This is a genomic window from Granulicella rosea (assembly GCF_900188085.1).
In the GTDB taxonomy this organism is placed as follows: Bacteria; Acidobacteriota; Terriglobia; order Terriglobales; family Acidobacteriaceae; genus Edaphobacter; species Edaphobacter rosea.
In genome coordinates this window covers 120,156-137,718 of record NZ_FZOU01000008.1, presented here as the reverse complement: position 1 = coordinate 137,718, position 17,563 = coordinate 120,156, and the positions used below count along the sequence as shown (strand labels likewise).

Here is a 17,563-nt window from a genome sequence, read left to right as displayed (position 1 = left end):
GCGAGAACAAGCAACGGCAAGAACCAATACAGGGGTCCTTCGCTCCGCTCAGGATGACGAGCATTTGTGGTTGCCCCTATCACCAAGGAGCCTCATTGAACATCGAAGCCCTCCACCACGCATACGCCGCCTCGACCACTCCGGTGGACGTAGTCGAACAGATCTTCGCCCGCATCGAGGCCGAAGGCCTGCACCCTATCTGGATCTCCGTGCTGCCAAAGGAGCGCGTGCTCGCCCGCGCCGAATCCCTGGCCGCGCAGGACAAGACCAGCCTCCCGCTCTACGGCGTCCCCTTCGCCGTGAAGGACAACATCGACGTAGCCGGCTGCCCCACCACCGCCGCCTGCGCCGAGTACGCCTACATCCCCGCCGAGAGCGCGACCGTCGTTGCGCGCCTCGAAGCCGCCGGAGCGATCCTCATCGGCAAGACCAACATGGACCAGTTCGCCACCGGCCTCGTCGGCACACGGACGCCTTACGGCATCTGCTCGAGCGTCTTCAATCCGAACTACATCTCCGGCGGTTCAAGCTCCGGCTCGGCGGTCTCGGTCGCCAGCGGTCTGGTCAGCTTTTCGCTCGGCACGGACACCGCCGGCTCCGGCCGCGTGCCCGCGATGTTCAACAACCTCGTCGGACTCAAGCCCACGCGCGGCGTCCTGAGCGCGGCGGGCGTCGTGCCCGCATGCCGCACGCTCGACTGCGTCTCCATCTTCGCCGAGACCTCCGGCGATGCCGCTCTCGTGCTCGCCGCCGCAGGCGGATACGACGAGAAAGACCCATACTCGCGCCAGCCCGGCGTCGGCGCCGGCGCCTCGCCCTGGGCCGCGGCGCCCAGCTTCCGCTTCGGCGTCCCCTCGCCCGAAGCGCTGGAGTTCTTCGGCGACGAGCAGAATCCCGCGCTCTACCAGGCCGCCGTCGAAGCCCTGACGAAGCTCGGCGGACAGCCCATCGAGTTCGACCTCGCGCCCTTCCTCGCCACGGCACAGCTTCTCTACAAAGGCCCGTGGGTCGCCGAGCGCTACGCCGCCATCGCGACCTTCATCGAAGCATTCAAGGACAAGATGGACCCCACCGTCGCGGGCATCATCTCTGGCGCGGGCAGGTACACCGCGGTCGACGCCTTCGACGCCGCCTACAAGCTCGAAGCCCTGCGCGGCGTGACCGCAAAGGCATGGGCGAACTTCGACCTGATGCTGCTGCCCACCGCGCCCCGCGCCTACACCATCGCCGAGATTGCCGAGGCGCCGGTCGAGCGCAACAGCCATCTCGGGACGTATACGAACTTCGTCAACCTGCTCGACCTCGCCGCCGTCGCCGTGCCCGCCGGCATGCGTCCAGACGGACTGCCCTTCGGCGTCACGCTCATCGGCAAGGCCTTCACCGAGACTGCCCTGTTGCCCGTCGCCGACAAGCTGCACCGCGCCCTGAACGCCACGCTTGGCGGCAGCCAGCGAGCGTTATCCACCACCACGCCGCTCTCCCCGGCAACCACACCCCAGGGCACGCTGCTGATGGCCGTGGTAGGCGCGCATCTCGAAGGCCAGCCGTTGAACTGGCAGCTCACACAACGCGGAGGCCGTCTCGTCCGCCGCACGAAGACTGCGGTCGACTACAAGTTTTACGCGCTCAAGAACACCACGCCGCCGAAGCCCGGCCTCGTCCGCGTCCCCGGCTATGCCGGTCCGGGCATCGAGGTGGAGGTCTGGGCGCTGCCGTCCGAAACCGTGGGCAGCTTCGTCGACGGCGTGCCGCAGCCGCTCTCGATCGGCAAGCTGAAGCTCGAGGACGGCTCGCTCGTCATGGGCTTCCTGGTCGAACCCGAGGCGACCGCAGACGCAGTCGAGATCACCAGCCTCGGCGGCTGGCGCGCGTACCTTTCGAGCTTGAAGTAAAGAGCGGGGCCCGCCACAAACATCCGTCATCCTGAACGTAGTGAAGGACCCCCCGTATTGACTTTTGCATTTGTTGTTGCTCTCTTTCAAAGAGAACAAAAGCAAGTACAAAGACAAATACGGGGGTCTTTCACTACGTTCAGGATGACGTGCGATTGTGGTGAGTTGTCAGAAGGCGACGCTAGCTCGGCGGTCCATCTCCACCACCGCCACCCTCGCCACCGCCCGGCCCGCCAGCCTTCTTCGGCTTGTACGAACCATCCAGAACCTGGTCCAGCACCGACAGGAACTCATTCGAGTCCGGCGTCACGTCGGAGCCGAAGCGCGCCGTCACCTTGCCCGTCTTATCGACGATGAACTTGGTGTAGTTCCAATGCACCGGTCCGCCCTCGGGCGCGCCCTTGCCGGTTGCGAAGACGTAGAACGGCAGCGCCGAATCGCCCGTGATCGTCGACTTCGCCATGACCGGGAAGGTCACCTTGGCGTCCTGATAGGCCTTTTGAATCTCGGCGTCCTTGCCGGGCTCGGCCGCGCCGAACTCGTCCGAAGGCACGCCGATCACGACCACGCCCTTGTCCTTGTAGCTGTCCGCCAGCTTCTCGAGCGCGGGAAGCTGGCTGTTGTAGCTGGAGTTCCGCGCCAGATTGACGACGACCAAGGTCTTGCCCTTGAACCCGCTCAGCGGTACGCCCTTGCCATCGGCGCCCGGCAGCTCGTAGTCGTAGGCTGTCTTCTCCGGCTTGGCGTCCTTATCGCCGCCCTCGCCGCCTCTGCCCCGGCGTCCGCCGCCGGCCGGCGCGGCTTCCTTGAAATCGCTCGGATCGGACTTCGTCTTGTCCGTCGTCGCCTTGGCCGGGCCGGGCGTCTCCTTGTTCGAGAGCGGGATGGTCCGGGTCGTCGGCGGCGCGGGCTTGTCCTGCGCGAAGGCGGGACTCATGCACACCAGCGTTGCGACCGCCAGGCCGGCCCGGTGGAACGACCGCGCGGTCGTCAACTTCCAATTCAAAGACATCGATCTACTCCTGCTGTTGAAGCTACGCTGGGGCCGCAAGCAAAGAATCAGGACATACGAATCAGCTTCGCATGTCCTGACGCATTCGGGGGGTCAACAATGCATAAGTTTCGTCATGGAAGCAAAGACGGGGCGACGCCGGATGCGCGCCGCCCCGTTGGGTTAGAAGATGTACTTGCCCGAGAACTGCATCTGGCGCGGCTGGGTGAGATTGCCCGGAACAGTGCTGCTGGAGGCGCTGTACTTACCGAAGTTGGTGCTGGTTCCATTGGTGCTGATGTTGTTGAAGCGCGGTGTGCCGGTCACGTTGAAGACCTCGGCCGAGATCTTGAACGCCTGCTTACCGAACGTCTTGAAGGACTTCGACATGCCGTCGTCCATCGAGAAATATCCATCGGCCCGGAAGTCGTTGCGGCGTCCTACCTCACCGGCGTAAGCGAAGCGAAGGTTTGCGATCGCCTGTGCTCCCGTGATGCCCTTGAGAGCGGTTTCATAAGGTGAGGAACCACCGACATACCGATGACCTCCTGTCGGGATAGCAGCCGTCTTCACCATGTAGCTGGAGCTGTCGAAGTTGGTGCCGTAAGTGCTCGTCGCAACTGCGCTGAAAGGAAATCCGGTGCTGTAGTGGACCGTACCGGAGAGCTGCCAACCGCCAACAATGCGTTCGATGATGCCGTTTCCGCCATTAAGGAAGGGCTTACCCATGCCGAATGGCAAACCGATCATGTAGTTGGCTGTCAAGTTATGCCGTGCGTCGAAGTCCGACACCGCATAGTCACCCGCCGGGTTGAACGAGTTGTGCAACAGGTTGGCAAAGCTGCGCTCAGGCGAAGAGCCCTGATCCATCGACTTCGAGAAGGTGTAGTTGACGTCGTACTCGATGCCATACTTCACGACCTGGCGCATCGATAGCTGCAACGCGTGATAGTTGCTGGTGCCCACGCTCGACTGAGCGAAGATGGACGAGGTCTGTGGAAAGAAGAAGCGGAAGCTCTGTCCCGCAGGCGAAGCCGTTGGATCGGTGTCCCAGTTGAAGAGCGGGTCGGTCTCGTTACCGCGATCGCCGGCGGCAAGGTATGCATAGTAAGCCTGAGCGCCTTTATACCCTGCGTAGCTGGCGTTGGGGAACATGTTGTGGAAGTAACCCGAGTCGGGCACGTTGGCTGCCTTCACGCCGGCGTCGATCATCTTGTCGAAGGCGGTTGCGGCCTGGTAGTACGTCTGTCCGCTGACAGTATCCAGCAGGTTCGTCGGCTGCGCTACGTCGAGGTTCTGGATCACGTGACGTCCAAGGCGACCGACATAGGAGGCCGTGACTGTCATGTTGTGAACCACTTCATGCTGCAGGGAGAGATTGAAGGTCTCCGCATAGGGCGTCTTGATATTGGCGTTGATGCTGCGCAGGAACGTAAATGGGTTATCGGCCGGGGTGTACGGCAGTGGCAAAGTCGCCACCGAATACGACCCAAGCGGAACATTGTGATACCCCGTGAACCGGGGATTCGTGTCGATGTATTTGTAAGAGAACTGATTCGTCCGCGAAAGCGAGAGAAGCGAGCTGGACGTGGATTCATACTGGTCGATGACGCCTTCGCCCAGATGGTCGTATGCCAGCGCGAAGCCGCCACGGATGGAGGTGCGGTTGTCGGCCGTGGCATAAGCGAATGCAATACGCGGCGCGAAGTTGGCCTTCTGCGCGGTCCAGAAGTTGGGCGCATTGTTCGCTGAGCCTGATGCCTGAAAAGCGATGCGTGTGGTGTATGCGGTCCCCGCGGCGGCGGCAGCCGCTCGGCTCTGCAGGAAGCTGTTCAGGTTTGCCGTCGGAGCGATCTGCTGGCCGTTCTTTTCATACGGCACGCCAAGGTAGGTGTAACGGAGACCGGCGGTAATGGTCAGACGAGGGGTCGCCTTCCACTGGTCCTGAATGTAATACTCCTGTTCCCAATTCTTATAGGTATGGGTAGGAACGACGCCTGCACCGGCCGGAACGAGGGAGCCACCTTGAACCTTGTACTCCGTGCCGACATTGCCGCTCTCGATCACACCGGCGGTGTCGATGATGGCCGCGTTGTAGTAGGTCTTGAAGCTCGAAGCAACGGGCGCGCAGTTGGCGCATGTGCCGGCGCCGGCATCGAAGCTTCCGCCCGTACCGGCAATAGCCGCCGAAGCCAGAAGGGTCGCGCTTACGCTGGCATTGGTCAGCAGTGGCGAATCGAAGTACCGGCTGTTATAAAGCAGACGATCGTTGACGCCGACTTGAATCGTGTGGTGGCCTTTGCTCCACGTCAGGTCGTCGGTGAAGTTGTTCGTCGTAATAAAGTACACGGTCGAGGTCGTCGTTGCGGTGATCGTGCTGATCTCGCTGAAGCTGACATAGGGCTGGCTGCCGGTGCCGCGCGTAGCAGCTCCCTGACGAATGTAACCATAGCGCAGGTTGTTGCTCAGGCTGCTGCCGATGTTCCAGATGTGGCCGGCTGCAATTCCCTTGTTGTTTCCGTAGATGCTCGAAGCTGCCGGAAGACCCGGAAACTGCAGAGCGGTCGACTGGTTGTCGCTCTGCAAGTTGCCTCGGACGAACAGGCTCTGATGGGGTGTGAGATTGTAGTCCAGCTTCGCGATATTCGTGATCTGGTGCAACGGCAACGGCGAAGTAAAGGTATAGAGACCGGTGTTGTAACCGTCCGCGGTTGAGCTGGTTCCGGGCGTATTGGCCAAAGGAAAGGTCTTGAAGTAGGCGACGGCGGCGGCGTCCACACCCGGCCCGTTCGGGCACGTACCGGCTGCCGTACACTTCGTATCCAACGAAGCGATGTCCGCGCCACTGAGTGTCTTATACGTGGGTGAGGCGCAGGTTGTAGCGTTGCCCACTCCACAGGTCGCGTAGGTCACCGTGCCGGTAATGAGACCACCGCCGCCAATGGTTGAGGGTACAACCTGGCTTACGACCGACCCACTCGCCTGCTTGAAGCCCTCATAAGCGCCGAAGAAGAAGAGCTTGTCCTTGATGATCGGTGCGCCGAACGACGCGCCATACGTATGCTGAAGAACTTTGGCCGGAATGTTCGGCTTACCCGAGGACAGTTGCGACTGCTTGAGGTACCAGTTGTTCTGCAGACCGATGCTGCTGCGGTAATACTCATAGGCGCTGCCGTGAAACTGGTTGGTGCCGCTGCGGGTGAGGAGCGATACCTGGCCACCCGAGGAACGGCCGGCATCCGCGCCGCCATTGGTCGTCGTCACACGGAACTCTTCAACCGAGTCGCGGGTCGAGCGGAGCGCGCCGTTGAAGGCATAGCCGTTCGTAAGGTCGTTATTGTCGACGCCATCCAGCGTGACGTTCGTCTGGTCCTGACGCGCGCCGTTCACGATTCCAGTACGGACGTCGGTATTCAGCCCGCCGGTCTGGGCGCCGCTGTCGAGCGCGAGAACACCTGGCTGGAGAGAGAGCAGATAGGTGACATTGTTCGCAAGATACGGCAGATTCTGCACCTGCGCGCTGTCAAACGCCTTGCCGAGTGTGCCGTCGGTCGAATTGATCGAAGCGAGGCTCGTCTCAACGTTGATGATCTCCGTCGTGCCGACCGTAAGACTGAAGTTTGCCGTTACCGGCGTCGCGATCAGCAGCTTGACCGACTGCACCTGCTCCGCGAAGCCCTTCCCAATGACGTGAACCTCATAGTCGCCAGGCGTGAGCTGCGAGAACGTGTACTCACCCTTCGACTTCGTTACCGTCGTCTGCGTCGTGCCGGTTGCTGGATTCATGATCGATACCGTGACGCCGGCCAGCGACGCGCCCGACGGATCGACTACCGTACCGCTCAGGCCGGTCGTGTTCGACTGGGCCAGCAGCGGCGTCTGGACGCCGACCAAGAGCGTTGTACAGGCGCCCAGTGCGAGTAGGGAAGAAAGCGTAACTCCCCGGGTAAAACCGAACTTGTGATTCGACATGAACGTCCTCCAAAAGTAGGTGCAGACAGCTTGCAATTGCATGCAATCGATCTTTGGTGCAGCAGAAGAAAAGCCCGGCACAAAGGTGCCGACTCGCCGTGTCCCCGGTGGTTTGTTTCAGTAATGACCTGAGCATAGCGCAACGATTCGGGCCGGTTCGCGATGCCAAGGGGAATCGCTATGGCTGGCATAGAGTCAAGGCGTGGATTGACTCCCGCGCTGCCTGCGGAATCCCTGGCAATGTATGTGAAACGCCAATGAATATGCGGCTGCGAAAGCACTTCCGAGCGGCCTGGACGCCCTGGCTCTCAAGCATGCGCGCTGTGATACACCATATCTATCCTCCGTATACGGAAGATGAATACCGAAGCAGAATCCTACTCCGTTGCATGCACGTCGATCCAACGCCAACGAGGAAAATCGCTTGAAGACACTCGCGCCCGCACTGCTCGCCCTCGCTCTCTCCACCTCGCTCCACGCACAGTTTGCCCAGCCGGATGGGGGCACGGTGCGTCCCGGCAAGCTGCCGCTCACCTGGTCCACCGGCGGCCCGAAGTGCATGGAGATGCCCGAGTGGCAGGTGCATGAGTACAACCCCGATCTCTTCATCCTGCGCCAGAGCGGCTGCACCGACTACGAAAAGCCCTTCGTCTACCTCTTCTTCGGCAAGGACCGCGCGCTGCTCTACGACACCGGCTCGCGCAAGGGCAACCTCGCGCCCACGCTGCAGCACGTCGTCCACCAGTGGATGACGCGCAACCAGCGCACGTCCATGCCTGTCGTCGTCACGCACTCGCACTCGCACGGCGACCACATCGCGGGCGATGCCGACATCCAGGCCTTGAAGGATGCGGCCATGCCGATCGCCTTCATCGCGCCCACGGTCGACGCCGTGAAGACGCTCTACAACATCGCAAACTGGCCCGAGCAGACCGGCTCCATCGACCTTGGCGGCCGCGTCCTCGACGCCATCCCCATCCCCGGCCACGACACGGCCAGCATCGCGCTCTACGACCGCCAGACCGGCGTGCTGCTCACCGGAGACAGCGTCTATCCCGGCCGCATCTACATCCGCGACTTCGACGCCTTCACCAAAAGCACGACGCGGCTGGTCGAGTTCACCAAAGACAAGCCCGTCGCCCACATCCTCGGCTGCCACATCGAGGAGACGCGCACGCCCTTCCTCGACTACCCTGTCGGCACGATCTATCAACCCGACGAGCATGCGCTCGAGCTCTCGCGCGGCACGCTGCTCGAGATGCAGGCCGCGCTCGCCACGCTGAACGGTACGCCGAAGCGCGTAGCCTACCGCGACTTCTCGCTCTGGCCCAGCGGCCCGGCCTTCCGCGCGCAGGACGGGTCGCAGAACACCTTCAAACAGACCCAGCAGTTTCAACTCGATCACATGTGGGACCAGACAAAGCCCTAGCGTTCGTGGTCCAATAAAGTTGATTCACCAACCGCAAGCCCACTCTTTGGAGAAAACATGCGAGCCCTCGCAGCAGGACTTACCTTCGCAGCTTTGATCGCCCTTTCGTTGAACACCGTCAAGGTGCAGGCCGGTGAGGACGCGTCCAAACCCGAGTTCTACACCACGCGCGTCAAGCCCATCTTCGACGCCAACTGCGCTCGGTGCCACAGCGGCATGAACCACCGCGGCGGCCTCAACATCGACACGCGCGAGAACCTGTTGAAGGGTGGACACGACGGCCCGGCCATCGTCCCCGGCGACCCCGCCAAGTCGATGCTCGTCGCGCTCATCCGCCACGAAGGCCCGAAGGACGACCCCAAGCCCATGCCGCCCAAGGGCGACAAGCTCTCGGACGCCGACATCAAGACCGTCGAAGACTGGATCAAGGCCGGCGCGATCATGCCCGACGCGAAATAAGTCCTCTAAGTCGCGCGTCCTGTCCTCTAAGTCGCGCGGCCTTAGGAGACTCGCAACAACGCCCGTCATCCTGAACGCAGTGAAGGAACCCCGTATTTCGCTTTTGTCGTTGCCGTGGCACTTTCTTGAACCTTGCAATAAAGCCTGTCATCCTGAGCGGAGCGAGACGCAGATCCTTCACTACGTTCGGGATGACACGCATTTTTCCTGCTTCAAGAAAATACTGACTCGATTAAATCTGCGACATACTCAGCGGACTTAGAATCAAGTTGGACACATTGTTCAAAATCGCCTCAAACCCATACCGCGAAGAGGTCGAAAGCCTCTTCCACTCCGGGTTTGTTTTGAAGCCATCCCATAGCGTATTCAGCTCATTCATATCCGTAAAACTGAGCATATAAGTAAGATTCGGCAGACGCGGACCCACCAGCGCATCGCCGAAAAATACCGGTCGAAATCCTACCTGCTTGAATATCTCGAACTCCGCTTTATGGAACATTTCGACCTTCAATAAGTGGTCGCGCTGGCTGGGACTTTCATAACTCCTCATCTGAAAGATGCGCTTCCCCTTTGCCGGCGGCGTCACCTTCGGCCAGCCCGCAAAGGCGGCCAGCAGCGTGCTCTCGATCCGCTCGAACGGAGGCGCCGTAGCGGGCGCGCTCCAGAAGGGCTGGGCGATCTTCATGAAGGCCTCATCCTGCGCGAGCGCGAAGTCGACGTTCACCAGCTCCTCCACCGGCGAACCGGGAATCAGCAGATAGTAGGTCGGGGTCTCGGGTCCGATGTCCAGCCGGAAGGCGCCCACCGGCCCCATCCCCAGCCGCCGCAGCGCGGGGATCAGCGCGTCCGCAAAGTAGGCCTCCGCCAGCGCCGTCTGCGGCCCGCTGACCAGCTTGTACTTGCGAAGCTGGTAATACTCCCGCGCGGGCGAAGCCGCCGCCTGTCCCCGAGCAACCTTGGTCAGGGCTGTGGCGCCAAGCAAAGATGTTGCAAGAAAATCGCGTCGCTTCATCGAAGTGGCCCCTGTCTTCTTGTTTGTCATCCTCGAAGAGGATCTGCCGTCGCTTCTGCCAGAGCCAGAAAAAACTACCAGACATGGACCGAAAGCACCGCCGGGGCGCCCGTCTTGCCCTCGATCACCCCAACCTTCAGCACCACCTCGACGTTCTTCTTCGCCAGGTCGCCGCCCACTTGGTCCCGCAGCAACTGCATGTAGTGCGGACTGGTGACGAACTGCGCCGCAGCCTCCGTGCCGTTGCGTCCCAACCCCGCCAGAACCAGCACGACCGAGTCCGTATTCCGGTCGCGAAAACGCGCCACCAGCGCATAGTCGTCCGCGCTCGAATACGGGATGGAGGTATCGCGAGCGAGCGCCGTCTCCGGATGTTCGCGGTCGACGATCCGCGCCGTACCTGTCGGCGCGAACGAGAACCGCAACGGCTGCGTAAGCCGGATCGTCCAGTCGTTGTTGTATCCGCCGATCGACACCACCGGCCGCTCGCGCATGTCGGTCAGCGCGGTCGAGGCGGAGGGCTGCATCTGGTAGCTCGCGCCCGCGCGCTCCAGGTTACCGCTCACCTTCGCCAGCGCCAGCGCCTGCTGCATGGAGACGAATGGGTACTCGACGTCCTTGCCTGCCGTCTGCACGCCGGAAAAGTTCGTCGGCTTGAAGTACACCCCGCCCGCCAGCACCAGCGTCTGCTCGTGGTCGCGTAGAATCGGCGACCAGAACTCGTCCATCGCGGTCGGCCGGGTGACCGCATGATAGCGCCAGCCCAGCCCCGCAAGCAGCACCAGCAGCACCGCCACCGCGTACGCCAGCCAGCGACGCCGCAGCCAGGGCAGGACAAACACGGGCGCAGCGGGGGCGACCGGCGCAATCGGAGCTGCCGCCGCAAACTGCGGAACCATCTCCAGATACAGCGCCGTCTCGGACTCCGCATGGACCGCGGGAGCTGGCGCAGGCTCCTCCGCGGGCTCGTCCACGGCGCGCAGAAACTCCGGCACGTAGGACCCCGCCGGAAGCGAGATCTGGATGCGCGCCTTGCGGCCATGTTCATGATAATAAAGCGACAGACGCTTGCGCACCTCGCCCGCCGTGTAGCGTACGACGGTGTCGGTGTTGGTATCGTAGGAAGGTGGCCGCTGGAAGACCTCGATGCCCAGCGTACGCTCCTTCAGGTGCTCCACGCGATCCGAAAGCGTACTTTCGACGATGTAGCGCAGCAGAGCTGGATAGCGTTTACTGTTACAAAAATGCGGGCTGGTCAGCACCTCTTCGAGTTCCAGCAGGACGGCGTCCCGGTCGGCTCGGGTCTCCGGCCGCCAGGTCTCCCACGCCGCATTCACTGCATTCATCACGATCTGCGCATCATACTGCGTTGTCTCCGGCGGCTGCAAGAGACGTTTGTCACAACCTCGGCACACCGTTCAAAGCACACATTCTAAAAGGAATTGCCCGCGCCACCAAAAACAAACCGTGAGTCACTTGCTCGCGGTCGCAGAATGCGCGAAGGTTACGTTCAGCCACCTGCCCCCTGCGGACCGGCGGCTTATCGACTTGAAAAGGCCCTCATGCCCAGCCTGCTGCCCCGGCTTACACGCCGCTCGTTCCTCTCCCGCACGGCCGCCGTCGCGTTCGCCACCGCCGCGTCGCAGGCCCCGGCTGCCTCTCTGCTCCGCTTCGTCGACCCTGCGAATCCCGGCGTTTCGAGCGCCCGCCTCGACACCGGATGGGAGTTCTTTCGCGGCGCGCTCGACGGCCCCTGGGAGGCCTGGCGCGGCGAGGAGATCGCCTCCTTCGCCTCCGTCACCCTGCCCCACTGCTTCAACGCGCAGGACGGCTGCGACCCCGACCAGCCCATGTACCGCGGACAGGCCTGGTACCGCACCCACCTGCAGCCGGCCAACCCCTACCCCGGCGGCAGGACGCTGCTCCACTTCCTCGGCGCCGGACAGGCCGCGCAGGTCTGGATCGGTGACAAGTTCGCCGGCAAACACGTCGGCGGGTACGATGAGTTCCTGCTCGACATCACCGGCCTGATCGCCGCCGCGAAACCCGACGGGCAGGGCGTCCGCCTCACCGTCCAGACCGACAACTCTCCCGACCTGCAGCGCCTGCCTTCCGACCTGTCGGACTTCTCGCTCTACGGCGGCCTCTACCGCCCGGTCTCGCTCGTCTACGTCCCGGCCGTCGCGGTGGAGGCGGTCCACATCCGCTCCGTCGTCGCAAGCGACCTCAAGTCCGCGAAGGTCACCGTCTCCTGCCGCTTCCTCGCCACCGCCCTGCCGCAGCCCGGTCAGGCCGTGACCACCGAAGTTCTCTCGCCCACTGGCCGCAGCCTGCACCGGGCAACGACCCAGTGGAACGCGAACGAAGGCGGATTCCCAGGCGACGGCCACCTCACCACCCTCACGCTCGACGCCCCCGAGCTCTGGTCGCCCGCAACGCCAAGGCTCTACACCGCACGCGTCACCGTCGGCGACCACACCACGACCGAGCGCTTCGGCGTCCGCCACACCGAGTGGGTCGAGCACGGCCCCTTCAAGCTGAACGGCGAACGGCTGCTCCTGCGCGGCACTCACCGCCACGAAGATCACGCCGGGCTCGCCGCCGGACTGCCCGACGCATTGATTCGACAGGAGATGCAGCTCATCAAGAGCATGGGCGCCAACTTCATCCGGCTCGCCCACTACCAGCAGAACCGCCTCGTGCTCGAACTCTGCGACGAGCTCGGCCTGCTCGTCTGGGAGGAGCTGACCTGGTGCCGCTCAGGCGTCGCCGGCGAACCCTTCAAGGCCATGGCCCGCGAAAAGCTCCACAACCTCATCGACCAGCACCAGAATCACCCCTGCGTGCTGATGTGGGGTCTCGGCAACGAGGACGACTGGCCGAACGAGTACACCGCCAGTCCTGACGAAGCCAGCGCCAAACAGGCCATCCGCGACCTGATGACCGAACTGCGCGACCTCGCCCACGCGCTCGACCCCACGCGCATGACCAGCTTTCGCCGCTGCGACTTCGCGCGCGACATCCCCGACGTCTACTCGCCGTCGATCTGGGCCGGCTGGTACGGCGGCCGCTACACCGACTACCAGAAGTCGCTCGAAAAAGAGCGCAACCGCGTCAAACACATGATCCACATCGAGTGGGGCGCCGACAGCCACACCGGCCGCCACGCCGAGCAGCTCGACCCAGCCGCCGTCGCCGCGACCCAGAACACCGCCGAGGTCGGTCTCGCCTACCAGTCCACCGGCGGCCCGGCGCGCTTCTCCCGCGATGGCGACTGGTCCGAGACCTACGCCTGCGAGCTCTTCGACTGGCACCTGAAGACGCAGGAGCAACTGCCCTGGCTGACCGGCGCCGCGCAGTGGATCTTCAAGGACTTCACCACCCCGCTGCGGGTCGAAAATCCCATCCCACGCATGAACCAGAAGGGCCTCGTCGAGCGCGACCTGACGCCCAAGGAGGCCTTCTACGTCTTCCAGTCCTACTGGACCGATCCGGCAACCGACCCAATGGTGCGGTTGTACGGCCATAGCTGGCCCGTCCGCTGGGGCAAAGCCGATCAGCCGCGCATGGTCCGGGTCTACTCCAACTGCCAGACCGCCGAACTCTTCCTCAACGGCAAGTCCTGCGGAGTAAAGAAGCGCGCCATCGACGACTTCCCCTGCGCCGGCCTGCGCTGGATGCTTCCCTTCCAGCCCGGCAGGAACACCCTGCGCGTCGTTGCCAGGAACGCCGCCGGCAAAGAGGTCTCGGACACGATCGACTTCGCCTACCAGACCGAGAGCTGGGCCGCGCCCGCCGCATTTGAGTTGAAAACGATCGCCACCACCGCGAAGACCACGACGGTCGAGGCGACGCTCCACGACGCCGAAGGCGTGCTCTGCCTCGACTCTCGCCTGCAGGTCCGCTTCTCGCTCGCAGGCGCTGGCGTGCTGATCGACAACTTCGGCACCGCCTCCGGTTCGCGCGTCGTCCAGCTCTCGAACGGCCGCGCGCGCATCACGCTCGAACGCAGAGGCGGCGCCTCTACCCTGGGCATCGCCGCCGAAGGTCTGCCAGCCGCGTTTCATACGATCACGTAACTTTTTCGAGGACACCCATGCCGATCCGTCGCCCCATCCTCGCAGGCGCGCTTTTCTTCGCCGTCACCCTCCCGGTCTTCGCGCAGGATGCCCCGAAGCCGCCATCCAAGGCAGACCTCGAAAAGATCGCCGCAGGCGACTCCCCCGACAACCCCGGCCCGCTTGCCACGGATCTCTCCCCCGCGACCGACAAGGCCAGCGTCCACAAGGCCATGCGCAAGGTCGCCGACTGGCAGATCCGCACCGGCGAGCCTCGGTTCAACCAGCTCTGGACCTTCGCCGCCCTTTACTCCGGCCTGCTCGAGGCCTCGCGCTCCACCGGCGACCCGAAGTATAAAGACGCCGTGCTCCGCATGGCCGAGCACTTCCACTGGCAGCTCGTCGACAACCGCTTCCCTCACGCCGACGACGAGGCCATCGGTCGCGCCTACCTCGAACTATATATAGATAACCCCGCGCCCGAACGCATCGCCATGACGAAGGAGATTCTCGACCGCCTGGTCGTCCGCCCGGACGATCCCGCCAAAAAACTCTGGTGGTGGTGCGACGCCCTCTTCATGGCCCCGCCCGTCCTCACCGAGATGGCGAAGGTCACACACGACCGCAGGTACCTCGACTATATGGACAAGGAGTGGTGGGAGACCTCGGCCTACCTCTACGACCCCGCCGAGCGCCTTTACTTCCGTGACGATACCTACTTCAAACGCGCCGAGGCCAACGGCAAGAAGCTCTTTTGGGCGCGCGGCAACGGCTGGGTGCTCGCCGGCCTTGCCACCGTGCTCGAGAACATGCCCGCCGACTACCCCACCCGGGCCAAGTACGAGCAGCAGTTCCGCGAGATGGCCGAGCGTGTCGCCGGACTGCAGCAACCCGACGGCCTCTGGCGCTCCGGCCTGCTGGACCCCGCCGCCTACGAACAGCCCGAGATCTCCGGCTCCGCCTTCTTCACCTACGGCATCGCATGGGGCATCAACCACCACCTGCTCAACCGAAAACAGTACCTGCCAGTCGTCACCAAAGGCTGGGCCGGCATGACGAAGCACATCTATGCCGACGGCCGGCTCGGCGACATCCAGCCCGTCGGCGCCGCGCCCGCCGCCGTGAAGCCTTCGAGCAGCTACGTCTACGGCGTGGGCGCCTTCCTGCTGGCCGGGTCGGAGATCGTAAAGCTGGGAAAGAAATAACCGCTGTTGTTCCTTTCTCTTGTTTGTCGTCCTCGAAGAGGATCTGCTTTCGCTTTGTTTGCCCTGCGCGTGCGGCTACACTCGATCCATGGCAAACGGTCGCGTCATGGCGCTCGATGTAGGCAAGGTGCGGATCGGCGTCGCACTGACGGACCCCCTCGGCCACACCGCGCAACCGCTGCTGACGCTTTGGCGCAGATCGCCCGGCGAAGACCTCCGCAACCTCGTCCGTCTCATTCGGCGACACGAGGTCACCGCAGTCGTCGTCGGCAACCCGCTGCATATGTCCGGTGACCTCAGCCCCTGGGCCGCCAGGGTGCAGGAGTTCGCCGCCGCATTGCGCGAGCGTACGGTAGTTCCGGTATGGCTCTTCGACGAACGGCTCAGCTCGCACGTCGCCCACGAGATCCTCGACGAGGCCGGACACGACAAACGCGACCGCAAGTCCATCATCGATCAGGTCGCCGCCGTCGTCATCCTCGAGGCCTGGATGCAGGCTCGGGAGCAGGCCGCCGTCCGGTCTCGACTCCCCACCGATCTGTCATCCTGAGCGAAGCCAGGGGCTCGCTTCTCGTTCGAAGCGCCTCAGGCTCAAAGCGCGCCGCTCCATTCCTGCGCAAACGCGCACCTATTTCGGGGGCCCTTCAGCCTGCGGAATCATGCGTGCCAGCAGCTCAAAACCCTCCGCGACCGTATATTCGTTCAGCTCGCAGAACTCCTGAAAGCGGTTCCAATCCGCCACGCGCACACGCATCGTGATGGGCATCGTCTTCGGCGCGCGCGAGCTTCTGCGGCCACGAAAGGTCCGGCGCTGCTCCTCCAGGTTGTTGATCGAAAAGCCGTGCTTCTCAGCCAAAATCGTCAGCCCCGCAGCTTCATTCACCAGCGCGGGAGCGGGCGCCACCGGAATCGGCGCGGGCTTGGGCGCGACGGCTGGCTTCGGCTTCGGCGCAAAATCCGCCAGATCGGCAAATGGATCCGTCTTGAGCGTCATGCAATCCCCTTTCGCAGAACCTCGATCACCTCGGCAGTGAAGGCCTCCGCGTTCACACGCGCGGCGATCAACCCGTTTGTCTCGGCCGGCGTCAACTCCCCCAGCCCCGCCTTCTGGGCGAACATATGCGAGAAGGCCGTGCGCTCGTTCAACCCGGCCTTGAAGCGCGGGATCCCAGCATTCGCGATGCTCTCGCGGATCTCCTTCTCCTCGCGCGTGACGATGATCGGGCTCGTCCGCATGAAGATGATTGCGTGCGGAATCTTGCGCTTGAACAGCTTCTCCTGCGAACGCAGCAGGCCGATGGCGCGCGTCGCGACCTCGGCGTCCGCGGTTTTGGCCTGCATCGGAATCAGCACCAGATCGGCCCGCGACATCGCCGCTGCCATCTCCTGGTTGGCCGTGCCCTGCACGTCGATGATGACGAACTGAACCTCGGTGGCAAGCGTGTCGATCAGGTCGGTCAGATCCTCGCCCGCGCGCGGCGTGGTGACGATCTCCCGGTGGATGCTCTTGCCCTCCGCCCAGCGGCCGAGCGTTCGCTGCGGGTCCGCGTCGATGATGCGTACGGTTGCTCCACGTGCGGCAAGCGTCGTGCCAAGCACGATGCAACTGGTGGATTTTCCGCTTCCGCCCTTGGGGTTTGCGGCGACAATGACCGGCATTTCGTTTGTCCTTTCGCTACATGCGTGCCCACGTGTGTACATACTGTGTGCAACACAATATGTACACGGTACGCCATCCAGAACTTGGATAAAGCAAGTTTCCTGTAATGAATATACCGTGTGCAGAAACGTGTGCGACACAGTATGTGCACAATACTAGGATGCGTACCTGTATACACACGTGTGTACATATAAAAGCAACCCTTTTGCATACTGGAACCACCGAAGAATCCAATCCTCATCGGGAAGAGAATTTGTTCTGTGATTTCGGTAGAAAAGCTTGCCACCTGAATTACTCTCCCGGTCTTCTCTTGAAAACTCTCTTGCTTCCTTAATAGCAGGGCCGCCGGGTACTGGAAACACCGTACCGCGATACCGGAGACACCGCCCTAAGATACCGGAACAAACGTGGACAAATACCGGAACAAACGTGGAAGCCTGTGCAGAGCTGTGGAAGCTCAAAACACCCCATCTTTTGCCTTGTCGAATGCATACCGGAACTCCCGAGCCACGCTCCGCCGCCGGATGCATACCGGAAACACCGTACCAAAATCCCCTGTTCCATGAGATCGGGGGATGTTGCGCGGACGTAGTTTCCGGTATGCATTGCTCGTATATGACTCAAAAAGCGGTTGTTAGCAGGGAATTCCAAGTTTATCCATACCGGAACTACCGCAGCCATCAGGGACGACTTCCTGCGAGTAGGGCCCTGAAGAGCATGCATACCGGAACTACCGGTCAACAACTTCTCTGCTTCGATACACAAACTACCGTAGGGAAATCACTGATTCAGAGGGAGATAGTGGATCAGGATGAACTTTCGATACCGGAACTACCGTGCCCGCCATCGCCTTGGACCCTCATTTACTGCTTTGGGCCCATGGAA

Annotated in this window: 12 protein-coding genes; 6 read left to right on the top strand and 6 right to left on the bottom strand. The window is 62.6% G+C overall.

What is annotated here, in order from left to right:
• Window positions 1-95: 95 nt before the first annotated feature.
• Entirely contained in the window at window positions 96-1,892 is a 1,797-nt protein-coding gene (atzF, locus tag CHB87_RS18645; protein ID WP_089409960.1) for an allophanate hydrolase, read from the top strand.
• A gap of 181 nt (window positions 1,893-2,073) precedes the next feature.
• On the opposite strand, the gene CHB87_RS18640 is transcribed toward atzF, so the two are convergent.
• Together CHB87_RS18640 and CHB87_RS18635 are read right to left on the bottom strand one after the other, a co-directional pair.
• Window positions 2,074-2,904 carry a glutathione peroxidase gene (locus CHB87_RS18640; protein WP_245818084.1) on the bottom strand — a complete coding sequence of 277 codons (831 nt, stop codon included), beginning with the start codon at window positions 2,902-2,904 and terminating at the stop codon, window positions 2,074-2,076.
• A 162-nt stretch (window positions 2,905-3,066) separates the two neighbouring features.
• A complete protein-coding gene (locus CHB87_RS18635; RefSeq protein WP_089409959.1) occupies window positions 3,067-6,855 on the bottom strand; it encodes a TonB-dependent receptor in 3,789 nt (1,262 codons plus the stop codon).
• 424 nt (window positions 6,856-7,279) lie between these two features.
• On the opposite strand from CHB87_RS18635, the gene CHB87_RS18630 reads away from it, so the two are divergent.
• Complete coding sequence (locus CHB87_RS18630) at window positions 7,280-8,284, top strand: MBL fold metallo-hydrolase (RefSeq protein WP_176441856.1); 1,005 nt, start codon at window positions 7,280-7,282, stop codon at window positions 8,282-8,284.
• Between the two features lie 57 nt (window positions 8,285-8,341).
• A complete protein-coding gene (locus CHB87_RS18625) occupies window positions 8,342-8,743 on the top strand; it encodes a c-type cytochrome domain-containing protein (protein ID WP_089409957.1) in 402 nt (133 codons plus the stop codon).
• A gap of 232 nt (window positions 8,744-8,975) precedes the next feature.
• Here CHB87_RS18625 and CHB87_RS18620 read toward each other — a convergent pair whose 3' ends face one another.
• Entirely contained in the window at window positions 8,976-9,755 is a 780-nt protein-coding gene (locus CHB87_RS18620; protein WP_089409984.1) for an NIPSNAP family protein, read from the bottom strand.
• 74 nt (window positions 9,756-9,829) lie between these two features.
• Complete coding sequence (locus CHB87_RS18615) at window positions 9,830-11,101, bottom strand: hypothetical protein (RefSeq protein ID WP_142988429.1); 1,272 nt, start codon at window positions 11,099-11,101, stop codon at window positions 9,830-9,832.
• Between the two features lie 216 nt (window positions 11,102-11,317).
• On the opposite strand from CHB87_RS18615, the gene CHB87_RS18610 reads away from it, so the two are divergent.
• The 3 genes from CHB87_RS18610 (at window position 11,318) to ruvX (ending at window position 15,568) form a co-directional block, all read left to right on the top strand.
• Window positions 11,318-13,834, top strand: a complete 2,517-nt coding sequence (locus tag CHB87_RS18610) for a glycoside hydrolase family 2 TIM barrel-domain containing protein (protein ID WP_089409955.1) — start codon at window positions 11,318-11,320, stop codon at window positions 13,832-13,834.
• 17 nt (window positions 13,835-13,851) lie between these two features.
• Complete coding sequence (locus CHB87_RS18605; RefSeq protein WP_089409954.1) at window positions 13,852-15,018, top strand: glycoside hydrolase family 88/105 protein; 1,167 nt, start codon at window positions 13,852-13,854, stop codon at window positions 15,016-15,018.
• A gap of 88 nt (window positions 15,019-15,106) precedes the next feature.
• The gene (ruvX, locus tag CHB87_RS18600; protein ID WP_089409953.1) at window positions 15,107-15,568 is read left to right on the top strand and encodes a Holliday junction resolvase RuvX; all 462 of its coding nucleotides are present in this window, start codon (window positions 15,107-15,109) and stop codon (window positions 15,566-15,568) included.
• A gap of 78 nt (window positions 15,569-15,646) precedes the next feature.
• On the opposite strand, the gene CHB87_RS18595 is transcribed toward ruvX, so the two are convergent.
• Window positions 15,647-16,012, bottom strand: coding sequence for a hypothetical protein (locus tag CHB87_RS18595; protein WP_089409952.1), 366 nt, complete (start codon window positions 16,010-16,012; stop codon window positions 15,647-15,649).
• Window positions 16,009-16,677: a ParA family protein gene (locus tag CHB87_RS18590; protein ID WP_089409951.1), complete on the bottom strand. Its 669-nt coding sequence runs from the start codon at window positions 16,675-16,677 to the stop codon at window positions 16,009-16,011. The genes CHB87_RS18595 and CHB87_RS18590 overlap by 4 nt, the downstream gene beginning before the upstream one ends.
• Window positions 16,678-17,563 lie beyond the last annotated feature (886 nt).